Annotated in this window: 12 protein-coding genes and 3 pseudogenes; 2 read left to right on the top strand and 13 right to left on the bottom strand. The window is 73.2% G+C overall.

Going from position 1 to position 12616, the window contains the following annotated elements; genetic code table 11:
• The 5 genes and pseudogenes from B1L11_RS42445 to B1L11_RS42425 form a co-directional block, all read right to left on the bottom strand.
• A pseudogene (locus B1L11_RS42445) lies at positions 1-450 on the bottom strand (hypothetical protein); the annotation flags it as partial.
• A 138-nt stretch (positions 451-588) separates the two neighbouring features.
• Positions 589-1968: a hypothetical protein gene (locus tag B1L11_RS42440; protein ID WP_079320823.1), complete on the bottom strand. Its 1380-nt coding sequence runs from the start codon at positions 1966-1968 to the stop codon at positions 589-591.
• Positions 1969-1976: 8 nt separating this feature from the next.
• On the bottom strand, positions 1977-2465 hold the full coding sequence (locus B1L11_RS42435; protein WP_079320822.1) for a hypothetical protein: 489 nt from the start codon (positions 2463-2465) through the stop codon (positions 1977-1979).
• The gene (locus B1L11_RS42430; protein WP_079320821.1) at positions 2462-2986 is read right to left on the bottom strand and encodes an RNA polymerase sigma factor; all 525 of its coding nucleotides are present in this window, start codon (positions 2984-2986) and stop codon (positions 2462-2464) included. The genes B1L11_RS42435 and B1L11_RS42430 overlap by 4 nt, the downstream gene beginning before the upstream one ends.
• Positions 2987-3031: 45 nt before the next feature.
• Complete coding sequence (locus tag B1L11_RS42425; RefSeq protein WP_256863386.1) at positions 3032-3730, bottom strand: S8/S53 family peptidase; 699 nt, start codon at positions 3728-3730, stop codon at positions 3032-3034.
• 515 nt (positions 3731-4245) lie between these two features.
• Here B1L11_RS42425 and B1L11_RS42420 point away from each other — a divergent pair.
• Positions 4246-4743 carry a DUF3145 domain-containing protein gene (locus B1L11_RS42420; RefSeq protein WP_179155579.1) on the top strand — a complete coding sequence of 166 codons (498 nt, stop codon included), beginning with the start codon at positions 4246-4248 and terminating at the stop codon, positions 4741-4743.
• A gap of 133 nt (positions 4744-4876) precedes the next feature.
• On the top strand, positions 4877-5632 hold the full coding sequence (locus B1L11_RS42415) for a hypothetical protein (protein WP_079320819.1): 756 nt from the start codon (positions 4877-4879) through the stop codon (positions 5630-5632).
• A gap of 50 nt (positions 5633-5682) precedes the next feature.
• Here B1L11_RS42415 and B1L11_RS42410 read toward each other — a convergent pair whose 3' ends face one another.
• The 8 genes and pseudogenes from B1L11_RS42410 to B1L11_RS42375 form a co-directional block, all read right to left on the bottom strand.
• Positions 5683-6609 carry an oxidoreductase gene (locus tag B1L11_RS42410; RefSeq protein WP_079320818.1) on the bottom strand — a complete coding sequence of 309 codons (927 nt, stop codon included), beginning with the start codon at positions 6607-6609 and terminating at the stop codon, positions 5683-5685.
• Between the two features lie 10 nt (positions 6610-6619).
• Entirely contained in the window at positions 6620-7102 is a 483-nt protein-coding gene (locus tag B1L11_RS42405) for a hypothetical protein (RefSeq protein WP_218671663.1), read from the bottom strand.
• Positions 7103-7231: 129 nt separating this feature from the next.
• A pseudogene (locus B1L11_RS42400) lies at positions 7232-8649 on the bottom strand (acyl-CoA carboxylase subunit beta).
• Positions 8650-8663: 14 nt separating this feature from the next.
• Positions 8664-9896 carry a beta-ketoacyl-ACP synthase II gene (fabF, locus tag B1L11_RS42395; RefSeq protein ID WP_079320817.1) on the bottom strand — a complete coding sequence of 411 codons (1233 nt, stop codon included), beginning with the start codon at positions 9894-9896 and terminating at the stop codon, positions 8664-8666.
• A gap of 93 nt (positions 9897-9989) precedes the next feature.
• Complete coding sequence (locus tag B1L11_RS42390; protein ID WP_079320816.1) at positions 9990-10229, bottom strand: acyl carrier protein; 240 nt, start codon at positions 10227-10229, stop codon at positions 9990-9992.
• Positions 10230-10309: 80 nt separating this feature from the next.
• On the bottom strand, positions 10310-11266 hold the full coding sequence (locus B1L11_RS42385; RefSeq protein ID WP_079320815.1) for a beta-ketoacyl-ACP synthase III: 957 nt from the start codon (positions 11264-11266) through the stop codon (positions 10310-10312).
• The gene (locus tag B1L11_RS42380; RefSeq protein ID WP_079320814.1) at positions 11263-12159 is read right to left on the bottom strand and encodes an ACP S-malonyltransferase; all 897 of its coding nucleotides are present in this window, start codon (positions 12157-12159) and stop codon (positions 11263-11265) included. Before B1L11_RS42380 ends, B1L11_RS42385 begins: the two co-directional genes overlap by 4 nt.
• A 117-nt stretch (positions 12160-12276) precedes the next feature.
• Positions 12277-12616 (bottom strand): annotated as a pseudogene (locus B1L11_RS42375) (PucR family transcriptional regulator); the annotation flags it as partial.

Raw genomic sequence — 12616 nt, 5'->3', positions numbered from 1 at the left:
CCGGCCGCGCAGCGAGGGAAGCAGCGGCCAGGGCAGCGTGCACAACGCTCCGGTGGGCACGACCGTCACCGGCCCGCCGGGCGGGCTCCCTGCTGACGTGAGCGTCCCGGGACCGGACAGGAGGACGCGGTCGAGCGCGGACAGCTCGTGGGCGACCGCCTCGTCCGCCGCGGCGGGAAGTCCGTCCGCATCGCACGGGGTGTCGCGCAGGGTGTCGAGCAGAGCGCGGCGGCGCAGGCCGTACCGGATCCGCACGGTCGCCTCCACCGCCGCCTGGTAGGAGCCGAGCATCCGCAGCACGCAGCCCCCGGGGCCGGCGGTGACGGCGAACAGGTCGTCGCCGCGCCGCACCAGCTCCACGAGGAGCCCGGACCGGCGGGCGGGACATCGTGCAGCACCGATGTGGGAGCCGGGGCGCCGCGCACGACCGCCCGCCACCGCTCGGCCCATTCGAGCACCGTCCGGGCGTCGCCCGTCCGCCGGGCCCGGTCGAGGGCGATCTCCAGGCCGAACGCGGCGAGATCCTCGGCAGGCCGCGCCGCGTGCACCCGCAGTTCCGCGTCCCGCGCCACGTCGCGGGGACCGGCGTCACCGCCCCGGGCCTGCACGGCCTCGATGCCCCGAGCGGCGGCCGCCAGAGCCTGGTCGAGGTCCCCGTCCAGGCGGTGCCGCATCGCCGCCGCGTGCCAGCGTACGAGCGGGCGGACGGCGGTGGCGGCGACACGATCGAGCGCGGCGGGCGTGCGCGATCGCGCCCAGCCGTACGGCCGCCGCCGCGGCGGTGAGCCGCAGCGCCGCCGAGGCCCCGGACCAGCCGCACGCCGCGAGGTCGTCGGCACAGGCGATCAAATCGGTGACCAGGTCGCCGCAGGAGGCGCCCGAGCGGCCTGCCGGCCCCGATGACGGGTGGGTGGCGGCCTCGCCTGCGCCGGAACCGGCCTCCGACGGCGTGGACGGGGAGGCGGGAGCGTCGTGCGCGGTCGTCGAGGCGGGGATCTCCGCGAGGCGGGCGCGCAGGACGACCTCCCTGGCCAGCGGCAGCCAGGCCGTCCTGCCCTGCGCGTCCAGCTCCGCGAGCGCGGTGCGCGCCGTCGTCTCGGCCAGCGGGGCGTCCCCGGCGAGGAGCGCGGCCTGGGCGAGCAGCAGCCGCGCGCCGGGGAGCGCCGCCTGCGCTCCGGCCGCCACCAGTTCGGGCACGGCCTGTTCGAGCAGCGTGCGCGCCTCGCCGGGCAGCCGTGCGGCCACCAGCGCCTCGGCGAAGTCGGTGCGCATCGCGGCGAGCCGTTCGGGGAAGCCGAACAGTGTGGTCTCGGCCGCCCGGTATCGCGCGAAGGCGGCGGCGATGTCGCCGCGCCGGGCGGCCACGAACGGCAGATTGCCCTCCGCCAGCATCGCGACGTGGTCGTGGCCGGCCGACCTCGCCACCCGGGCGCATTCGGCCAGGTCGGCCTCGGCTTCGCCGTACTGCTCCAGATAGGTGCGGGCGAGGCCGCGGTTCAGCAGCCCGCCCGCCCGGAAGCGGGAATCGTCGTCCAGCAGGCCGATCGCCCGGTCGCAGTGCCGTACGGCCTCCTCGTGCCGTCCCAGCAGGATCAGCGCGACCGACCGCTGCACGCCGAGCCTCGCCAGGTCCGCTCCCACGAGATCCCGCTCGGCGAGATCGGCGAGGTGGAGCCCGCCCTCCGGGTCGCCGAGCTGGGCCCGGACCGTGACGAGTGACATCCGGGCCTGCGCCACCCGGCGCGGGAACCCCCGTCCCGCCGCGATCGCCTCCTCCAGCCGCTCTCCGGCGAGTTCGAGGTCGCCCAGCTCGCGCGCCGCCAGTGCCGCCGCGCGCAGCGCCACCGAGGCCGTCTCGCCGCAGGTGCCGGCGGTCAGGTCCAGTACGGCTCTCGCCTCCGCGAGGGCCAGCCGAGGGTCGGTCGCGGAGAGCCGCACGGCGGTCTCGGCCCTGTCCAAGAGGTCCATGCGAGAAGTCACGGGCGTACGTGGATCCAGCGGGTGAAGACGGGCGGGTGACCGGGCCGGTGGCAGACGACGCTGACCCACCCGGGCGGCAGCCCGGCCACCGCGAAGTGGCCGCTGCCGGACGGCACGCGGACCTTGGCGATGTGCGGGGTCCGCACCTCGATCGTGGCGTCCGGCCCGGGGAGGGGGGACACCTGACCGGCCACCTCCATACGCCCGCCGGTGACGGCGGTTTCGATGTCGATGACCAGGCCGTCCGCGCTGAAGCGGCGGACACCGGTCGGTGCGGCCCCGGCCTGCGCCGTCTCGGTCTGAGCGGTCCCGGCTTCGGCGGAGAAGCGGGTTCCCGGCGGCACGGGGAGGTCGACCGGCCCGGCGGGCACGCCTCCGGGCACCCGCAGGCCGAAGACCGCCCGGGCGGCGGCCGACACGCCCTCCGGCACCGGGTCGGCGCCCGCTCCCATGCGCAGGGCCGCCAGCAGGTATTCCTCCCTCATCGGGTCTCCTCCTCCACAAGGGCGCGCAGACGGGCCATGCAGCGGGCCCGGGTGGGGCCGATGCTGCCGACAGGCAGGTCGAGGCGGACCGCTATCTGGGCGTACCGCGCCTCGGGATGGAGCACGTAGAGGCGGATGAGCGAGCGGCACGGCTCGCCGAGCAGGTCGAGCCTGCGCCACACCTGCCTGCCGAAGTCGGCGTCCACCACCGCGGCCGTCGGATCGGGCAACGTCGTGTCCGGCACGTCCAGGTCGGAGACCACCTCTCCGCGCGCCTTGCGGCTGAGCCGGGCCGCCTCGTGCCGGGTCGTGGTGACGAGCCACGCGCCGATCCGTTCGGGATCGCGAATGGCGCCCGCGTTCTCGACGAGGCGGAGCCAGGCGCCCTGCACGGCGTCGGCCGCGTCGGCGGCGCTCAGCCCGAACGCCCGGGCGACCGCCCACATCCTGCCGTCGAATCGGGCGACCAGGTCCTCCCAGGCGGCCTGGTCGATGGTGGCGAAGGAGTTGTCTGTCGGCATCTGTCACTCTGCGCGCTCGGGGAGAAGCGTATGGTGACAGAGACCTTACCGATCTGCGCTCGTCACGACCACCCCGAGATCCGCGACCCGGCGGCCGCCGTCGAGCAGGCGCCGTACGGCCTGGCCCGGCGGAACCTGCCGGCACAGGCGGGCGAGAGCCCCGGTGACGACTGCGGCGGCGAACGACGTGCCGCTCCAGACGGCGTAGCCGCGGAAGTCGCCGTAATCGAGGAAGCTGCTGGCCAGGCCGACGCCCGGAGCCCAGACGTCCACCCACGGGCCGTACGCGGAGAAACCGGCCCTGGCGTCGCCGTCGAGCGCGCCGACCGCGACCACGCCGGGCAGGGCCGCGGGCCAGAACGGACGCGACGACGCGGTGTTGCCCGCGCACGCGACGACGGCGGGGAAGCCCACGAGCGCCTCGGCCAGCCCGAGGGGCGGCGCGTCGTCGAAGGTGTGCCCGCCGAAGGAGAGGTTCACCACGTCGGCCCGGCCGCCGCGCAGCACGGCGAGCGCGCGCAGCAGCGCCGCCTCGTCGCTCACGCCGTCGCTGTCGAGGAAGCGGAGGACGCGTAGCCGGACGCCGGGCGCGTGCCGCAAGATCAGCCCGGCCACGAACGTGCCGTGCCCCGCCTGCCGGTCGCGCACGCCGTCGCCGTCCGCGTCGGGTGTCTCGGCGATGTCGTCGCTGTACCACCGTGCCAGCCACGGGTGCGGCGCCAGCCCGGTGTCGAGGACCGCCACGGTGACCTCGCACGGCTCGCCCGGCTCGTACGGCGGCGCCGCCGCGGGCAGGGGCGGTCCGCCGGCCCGCCGAAGAACAGCGGCTGGGCCCGACAGAAGTGTGGTTGGGGGAGGCCGGGTGCCCGCGGTCGCGGAGCGTGGCCGTCAGGTCGATCACGTCGGTGCCCGGCGGCAGCCGTACGCGGTGGAGCCGACCGGCGCCGGGAAGGGGCTCGGCGGCCAGGGCCCACCGGGCGACGGCGGCGGGGGAGGAGGTCAGGAGTTCGTCCGGCCGGATGAGGACGGGCCGTCCTGGGAGGGGTTCGACGAGCCGGCTGCGCATCAGGGGGCCCTTTCCGCGATGGTTACGGAACGCGTCCTTCCCGATTCAGTTGGTCGCCAAGCGCCAATCGGTATGACCCCCCTCTGGTGCCGGGCTGCGACGGACGGTAGTCTCTCCTACAGTCATCCAACCGTGATCATCCCAAGTGTGAGGCCGTTGGGGAAGGCGCACCTCATGCGAATTGGGAGGTCCGGTGGCTGCTGCTCGTGGCGTCCTGTACGTCCACTCGGCTCAGCCTGCGCTGTGCCCGCACATCGAGTGGGCCGTCGCAGGCGTTCTTGGCGTGCCCGTCGACCTGACGTGGACCGCCCAGCCCGCCGCGCCCGGGACCCTGCGGGCCCAGGCCGAGTGGGAGGGGCGTCCCGGCACGGCGGCGGCGATCACGTCCTCACTCATGGGCTGGCAGCGCATCCGCTTCGAGATAACCGAGGACGCCTCGCCGGGCGTCGACGGCTCCCGGCACGCCTACACACCGACATTGGGCGCCTTCACGGCGGTCGTCGGCGCGAATGGGGACATCCTGATCCCCGAGGACCGGCTACGCAACGTGATGCTGATGGCGGCCCAGGGCCGAGTCGTCCTGGAGGAGGAGCTCGACCGCCTGCTCGGTAAGCAGTGGGACGAGGAGCTGGAGTCGTTCAGGTACGCGGGCGAGGGTGCGCCCGTGCGCTGGCTGCACGCGGCCGTCTGACGCCTTTTATGCGGATCGTGATAACAATCCGCCCTTGCGCCTTGTGAAAGCGACATAGAAAGTCGTCTTTTTCGCAGATATACCGGGACTCATTCACGTCCGCACCCCCCGACGCGGACCCGAGGAGGAGTCCATGAGCGTTCTTGCCCGGCGCCTGGTGATCGGCGTGGCGGCGGCGGCGCTGCTGGCCGGCTCGGCGGCGCCCGCCCAGGCGGCCGCCGCCTACGACTACCACCCGAGCGACGCCGACTGGGCCGACTGTCCACGGCTTCCCGCCGGCGCCACGCCCGACACCTGGAGCTGCATCTTCATCATCACCGTGGGCGGCTCGATCAAGCTCGGCTCTATCACCCAGGACATCAGCGAGCCGCTGCGGATCACCGTGGCACAGGGCAAGCTCACCGACGGCAGCACGGCGGCGGCGTTCGGCAGCGTCGCCGGCGGCCGGATGAGGGTGCCCGGCGGCCTCATCGGCAAGCCGTTCGAGGTGCCCAAGCTCACCGACGTGTACGTGGAGACCCAGGGCACCGGCAAGGTCGAGGCCGGCCCGGTCTTCCCGACCAACGTCGGCATCAAGATCCGCATGATCCACTCGCTGCTCGGCAAGAAGTGCTACATCGGGAGCGACACCACTCCGATCGTGCTGAACCCCGAGGTCACCTCGCTGGACCTGACGTCCATCGACGGGACGCCGGTCTTCAAGGTCGCGGCCAAGGACACGACGTTCGCCGTGCCGAAGGCGTCGGGCTGCGGCCTCAACTGGGGCCTGGTCAACACCGCCGTGAACCTGCGGGCCGGGCTGCCCTCGCCCAGCGGCAAGAACGCGGCCGACTTCCAGTGGTTCGTCCGCGGCAAGTCCTACCTGGAGCTTCCCCAGCTCACGTCCTGACCTCGGCCGCGTCCGCCCGGCCCCCGCCCGGAGGCCGGGCGGACGACGGCTCAGGCGAGCCCGTCCAGCAGGGCGACGTCCTCGGGGGACAGGCGCAGCCGGGCCGCGGCCATGTTCTCCTCGAGGTGAGCGAGCGAGGAGGTGCCGGGAATGGCCAGGGTCACCGGGGAACGACCGAGCAGCCAGGCGAGCGCCACCTGGGCGCGGGTCGCGCCGTATCGGCCGGCGACCTCGTCGAGCACGGCCAACTGCTCGGCCGAGGGGGCCATGCCTGGCGGGGCCTGCGACAGGTCCAGCCCGGGCCGGAGCATGCCGGCGGCGAGCGGGAAGTAGGCGGTGAACGCGATGCCGGCGGCCTCGCACGCGGCCAGGACGTCCCCACCCGACCGGTCGAACAGATGGAGCCGGTTCTGCACCGCGGCCACGGGCGCGATCGCGCGGGCCTCGGCCAGTTGCTCCGGCGTCACGCCGCTGAGTCCGAGCGCCCGGATCAGCCCCCGTTCGCGGAGCTCGGCCAGCGCCCCGAAGGATTCGGCGAAGGGCACCTCACCGGGAAACAGCAGGCCGTCGCCGCCCATCCGCAGGTAGACGAGGTCGAGCCGGGCCCGGCCGAGGCGCACCAGGTTCTCCTCGACCTGTTCGCGCAGCCGCTCAGGCTCCGCGGCGGCCTCGAAGCCGTGCCACTCGTCGCGGACCACGCCGACCTTGGTGGCGATGACCAGGTCGTCCGGATAGGGATGCAGAGCCTCCTTGATCAGGTCGTTGGCCACATGCGGGCCGTAGAAGTCGCTGGTGTCGATGTGGGTGACGCCGAGTTCCACGGCCCGGCGCAGCACGGCGAGCGCGGTGGCGTGGTCCCGCGGCGGGCCCCACACCCCCGGGCCGGGCAGCTGCATCGCGCCGTACCCCAGCCGCCGGACGGCCGGCCCGTCCGCGAGCCGCAGGACGTCGCCGGTGGAACCGGTGGAAACAGTCATTCACGCCTCCTCATGCCCGCCGCGGCCTGGTCGCTGTGGCTGCGGGAGAGGCGGGCCTGGATCGACGCCGTGGTGATCGCACCCTCGGAATCGCGGTCGAGCTTGTGCCGGCGCACCAGGTCGTGGACGCCCTGGCGGGTGATGCCGAGCATCGCCGCGGCGACCGAGACCGGCACCGCGGTCGCAGCCGGGTGCCCCGCGCGCGGGCGACCGCCCGGCCCAGTGGCGTGCCCCACCAGGCGGCAGGCGGGTCGAACGGCGCGTCGCCCGGATACAGCGCGCTCACCAGCCGGATCGCGAGGAAGGCGGCCGCGCGGTCGTCCTCGCCGCACAGCACGTCGGCCCAGGCCCGGCTCTTCACCGCCAGAAGCTCGCGCAGTCGCGTGTCCTCGCCGGACAGCTCGTCCGGCTCGAAGAGGATCTCCAGCGCGCCGAGCACCCTGCCGCCGACGACCCGGCACAGGTCCTCGGCCAGTTCGCGGCGCTCGTCCATGCCCGCCTCCCTTCTACTTGACGACAAGCATCAAGTACTTGTCGCTCAACGTCAAGTAGTGGGTATCCGCCCTGGGAGAACGCGAAAGCGCGGTCCCCGGGTTCGGGGACCGGCGCTTCCGGTACGTCGTCAGAGCGGGATGTTGCCGTGGGCGCCGCGGGCCGGGGTGGCCTGGGCGAGCACCCGGGCGATCATGCCGCGCGTCTTGGCCGGCTCGATCACCTCGTCGATCACGCCGAGGTCGAGGGCGCGCTGGAGGCCGCCCGCCGTCTTCTCGTGCTCCTCGGCCAGCCGGGCCTCGAGCGCGGAGCGCTCCTCCTCGGGAGCGGCCGCCAGCTCGCGCCGCTTGAGGACGCGGACGGCCGCGACCGCACCCATGACGGCCACCTCGGCGGTCGGCCAGGCGAACACGCGGGTCGCGCCCAGTGAGCGGGAGTTCATCGCGATGTAGGCGCCGCCGAACGCCTTGCGGGTGATCACCGTCACCCTGGGCACCGAGGCCTCGGCGAACGCGTGCAGCAGCTTCGCGCCGCGCCGGACGATGCCGTCGTGTTCCTGGCCGACACCGGGCAGGTAACCGGGCACGTCCACGAGCACCACCAACGGCACCCCGAAGGCATCGCACATCCGAACGAACCGGGCGGCCTTCTCGGCGGAGGTGGAGTCGAGGCAGCCGCCGAGCCGCATGGGATTGTTGGCGATGACGCCGATGGTGCGGCCACCGAGCCGGCCCAGGGTGGTGACGATGTTCGGCGCCCACTTGGGGTGCAGCTCCACACCGGGCTCGTCGAGCAGCCCGTTCACCAGCGGGTGCACGTCGTACGCGCGGCGGGGGTTGTCGGGGAGCAGGCTGCCGAAGTCGACCTCGTCCACCTCGCGCATCCGGCCCTGGTGGCCGAGCAGGCAGGCGAGCTGGCGGGCCCTGAGCAGCGCCTCACCCTCGCTCTTGGCGACGACGTGGACGACGCCGCTGCGCTTGCTGTGCGGCTCCGGCCCGCCGAGCGAGGCCATGTCGGTCTGCTCGCCGGTCACGCTGCGCACGACGTCCGGCCCGGTGACGAAGATGCGGCCGTTGTCGGCCAGGATCACGATGTCGGTCAGGGCCGGGCCGTAGGCGCCGCCGCCGGCCACCGGGCCGACCACGACGGAGATCTGCGGAACGACGCCGGAGGCCTTGGTCATGGCGGCGAACACCCGGCCGACCGCGTGCAGCGACTCCGCGCCCTCGGCGAGCCGGGCGCCGCCGGAGTGCCACACGCCGATGACGGCACCCGCTCGCGCACGGCCACGTCGTAGGCGTGGACGATGTGCTCGCAGCCCTCCGAGCCCATCGCGCCGCCCTGGACCCGGGCGTCGCTGCAGAACGCCACGACCGGCACACCCTCGACGCGCCCGGTGACCGCCCGCACGCCGCTCTTGTCCTCCGGGGTGATCGGCCGGATCGAGCCCTCGTCCAGCAGGTGGCCGAGGCGCACCAGGGGGTCACGGGCGTCGACGGCGGCCGCTTCGGCGGCATCGGCCACCGTTCTGCTGTCCAGCACTGTCATTCGAGACTCCCTTGTCAAACCGTCGTGAAGGCCACGGCGACGTTGTGTCCGCCGAACCCGAAGGAGTTGTTGATCGCGGCGAGCTGATCGCCCTCGAGCTTGCGGGGTTCGCCGCGTACGAGGTCGACCTCGATGCCGTCGGCCGGGTCGTCCAGGTTTGCGATGGCCGGCACGAGCCGCTCGTGCAGCGCGAGAATGGTGAAGATCGACTCGATGCCCCCGGCGCCGCCGAGGAGGTGGCCGGTCATCGACTTGGTGGCGGTGACGATCGCGTGGCCGCCGATGGCCTCCTTGATCGCACGGGCCTCGATCTCGTCGCCGAGCGGGGTCGACGTGGCGTGGGCGTTGACGTGGACGACGTCCGACGGGGCGAGGTCCGCGTCCCTGAGGGCCCGGAGCATGGCCTCCCTGCCGCCCTTGCCGTCCGGGTCCAGCCCGGTGATGTGGTAGGCGTCGCTGGTGTAACCGGCTCCGGCGGCCACGGCGTAGATGCGGGCGCCGCGAGCCAGGGCGTGCTCCTCCGACTCCAGCACCACGATGCCCGCGCCCTCGCCGAGCACGAAGCCGTCGCGGCCCTTGTCGAACGGGCGGGAGGCGCGCTCGGGCTCGTCGTTGCGGGTCGACATGGCCCGCGCCGCGGCGAACGACGCCACGTTCAGACCGTGGATCGCCGCCTCGGTGCCGCCGGCGACGACGATGTCGGCCCGGCCGGAGCGGATCATGTCGATGCCGTAGCCGATGGACTCGGCGCCGGTGGCGCAGGCGCTGACCGTGGCGTGCGCGCCGGCCTTGGCGCCCAGTTCGATGCTGATCCAACCGGCCGAGCCGTTGGGCATGAGCATGGGCACGGTAAACGGCGACAGCCGGTTCCAGCCCTTCTCCCGGTAGAGGTCGTAGGCGGACAGGATCGTTCCGATGCCGCCGATGCCGCTGCCGACCACCACGCCAAGCCGCTCCCCGTCCACCTCGGGGGCGCCCGCGTCCTGCCAGGCCTGCCTGGCGGCGATCAGGGCGAACTGCTCGGCCCGGTCGAGCCTCCTGGCCTCGGGCCGGGGAAGCACCTCGCCGGGATCGACGGCCGCCACACCGGCGAACTTCACCGGCACGGTGTCGACCCAGTCCTCGGTGAGCGGGCGGATGCCCGACCGCCCCTCGAGGAGCGCCGACCAGGTCGATGCGACGTCTCCACCGAGGGGCGTCGTCGCGCCGAGCCCGGTGACTACGACACGTACCCGGTCCTTACTCACTTGTCTGCACTCCTCTTGTGTCGGGGCGTGAAAGGGGGCCGGACGCGCCCTGTCGCCTCAGGCGGGGCGGGCACGTCCGCGCGGCCGTCGTACTTAGGCCTGGATGAAGTTGATGACGTCCTTGACGGTCTTCAGGTGCTTGAGCTGGTCGTCGGGGATCTCGACGCCGAACTCGTCCTGGGCCGCGACGGCGATCTCGACCATGGAGAGCGAGTCGATGTCCAGGTCGTCCACGAAGCTCTTCTCCGGCGTGACCTCGTCGGCCGAAATGCCGGTGATCTCGTTGATGATCTTGCCGAGGCCCGCGAGGATCTCCTGCTCGGTCAGTGCCATGTCGCGACTACTCCTTGGATTTACTGTCTTCCGGGTTTCCTGGGTTGCCCCAGCTGTGTACGGCAGGCCGTACACGTTCCTCAGGGGATCTCGATCACCTGGGAGGCGTAGGTAAGGCCGGCGCCGAAGCCCAGCAGCAGGGCCAGGCCGCCCGACTGGACCTCGCCGCGCTCGATCATGCGCGAGAGCGCGAGCGGGATCGACGCGGCGGAGGTGTTGCCGGCGAGCACGATGTCCCTGGCGACGACGGCGTTGTCGGCGCCCAGTTTGCGCGCGATGGCCTCGACGATCCGCAGGTTCGCCTGGTGCGGGACGAAGGCGGCCAGGTCGGCGGGGTCCACGCCCGCACGCTCGCAGGCGAGCTTGGCCACCGGGTGAAGCGCGGTGGTGGCCCAGCGGAACACCGTCTGGCCTTCCTGGTAGAGGAAGGACCGGCGGTCCTTGATCATGATCGCGTCGGCCTTGTCGCCGGCGCTGCCCCAGGCCACCGGGCCGATGCCCGGCCGGTCGGAGGGGCCCACGACCGCGGCGCCCGCGCCGTCGGCGAAGATCACAGCGGTCGACCGGTCTTCGCCGTCGACCCACTGGCTGAGCTTCTCGCTGCCGACGACCAGCACGTTGGTCGCCGAGCCCGACCGCACCGCGTCGGAGGCGGCGGCCAGCGCGTAGCAGAACCCGGCGCAGGCGGCGTTGATGTCGTACGCGCCGGGGGCGTCGATGCCGAGCCGGTGGGCGACGCGGCCGGCGGCGTTGGGAATCGGGGCCTCGATCGTGCAGGTCGCCACGATCACCAGGTCGATGTCGTCGCTGGACAGGCCGCTGGCCGCCAGGGCCTTGCCGCCCGCCTGCACCGCGAGGTCGATCTCCGACTCCTGCGGGCCCGCCACGCGGCGTTCCTTGATGCCGACGCGGCTCTGGATCCACTCGTCGTTGGTGTCGAGCCGGGCGGCGAGGTCGTCGTTGGTCACGACCTGGGCGGGCTGGTAGCCGCCGAAGGCGAGGATCCTCGCCGCGGGGGCGCCTTGACCGAGCCTCACTTCAGCACCTCCCGGGCGGTGTCCAGGTCGTCAGGGGTCTTGAGCGCCACGGTCTTCACGCCGGGCAGGGCCCGCCGGGCCAGGCCCGTCAGCGTGCCGCCGGGCAGCAGCTCGATCATGGCGGTGACGCCCCGCTCGGCCATCGTCGCCATGCAGGCGTCCCACCGGACCGGGTTGGCCACCTGGTTCACCAGCCGGTCCAGGAACTCGCCTCCTCCGGCGACGGCCGCGCCGTCGGCGTTGGACAGCAGCGTGACCGACGGGTCCGCGGGGGTGAGGGCCGCGGCCTCGGCGCGCAGGTGGTCGACGGCGGGGGCCATGTGGACGGTGTGGAAGGCTCCGGCGACCGCCAGGGGGCGCACCCGCGCCTTCTCCGGCGGCTCGGACGCGAAGGCCTCCAGCTGCGCCCGGGTGCCGCCCGCGACGATCTGGCCCGCACCGTTGATGTTGGCGGGGGTCAGCCCGTGCTTGGAGATCGCGGCGAGGACGTCCTCCTCCGCGCCGCCGAGCACGGCGCTCATGCCGGTCTCGGTGACGGCGGCGGCCTTGGCCATGGCCCGGCCGCGCTCGCGCACCAGGGCGAGGGCCTGCTCGGGGGTCAGCACCCCGGCGATCGCGGCGGCGGCGAGCTCGCCCACACTGTGCCCCGCGACCATGTCCGGCCCGACCCCGAGCGTCTCGAACGACGCCAGAGCGGCCGCCACGAGCAGGGGCTGGGCCACGGCGGTGTCGCGGATCTCGTCGGCGCCGGCGGTCGTCCCGTACGTCACGAGATCGAGCTCCACGATCTCCGACCACGCGGAGATTCGGTCGCGGAACTCGGGGATCTCGAGCCACGGACTGAGGAATCCTGGGGTTTGGGCGCCTTGGCCCGGAGCGACGATGACGAGCACGTACTCAACCCTGCCCTGTAGAGGTTCACCACACTGATGGAGATCCGAACGAACTTTGTGGCCGCCGCGTTGTGGGGTACCTACAGTTTCGGTGTCGAGGAGATTAAGGCACCCGGCTCAGGTTACGGACAGGCGCCCGAGTATGAGACCCACCTGGAGGGTGAATGCGGACCGCCCCTCCGTGGGCTGGTACCCGGTCAGTTCCGTGATCTTACGTAGACGGTACCGCACGGTGTTGGGATGGACGAACAGCAGCCGGGCCGTCGCCTCGAGGGAGGTCCCCTGCTCCAGGTACGTGGCGAGCGTGTCGAGCAGCGGGGTCCCGGCAAGCGGCTTGTAGACGTTCTCCACCAGCTGGGCCCGGGCGTCCTCGTCGCCGTCCAGCGCGCGCTCGGCCAGCAGGTCCTCGGCGAGCACCGGGCGCGGGGGCGTCGGGCCAGCCGGCGGCGGCGCGCAG

Source organism: Microbispora sp. GKU 823, from assembly GCF_002027145.1.
Taxonomy (GTDB): domain Bacteria; phylum Actinomycetota; class Actinomycetes; order Streptosporangiales; family Streptosporangiaceae; genus Microbispora; species Microbispora siamensis.
The sequence above is the reverse complement of the archived record's forward strand: the minus strand, read 5'-3'. Positions and strand labels throughout refer to the sequence as shown.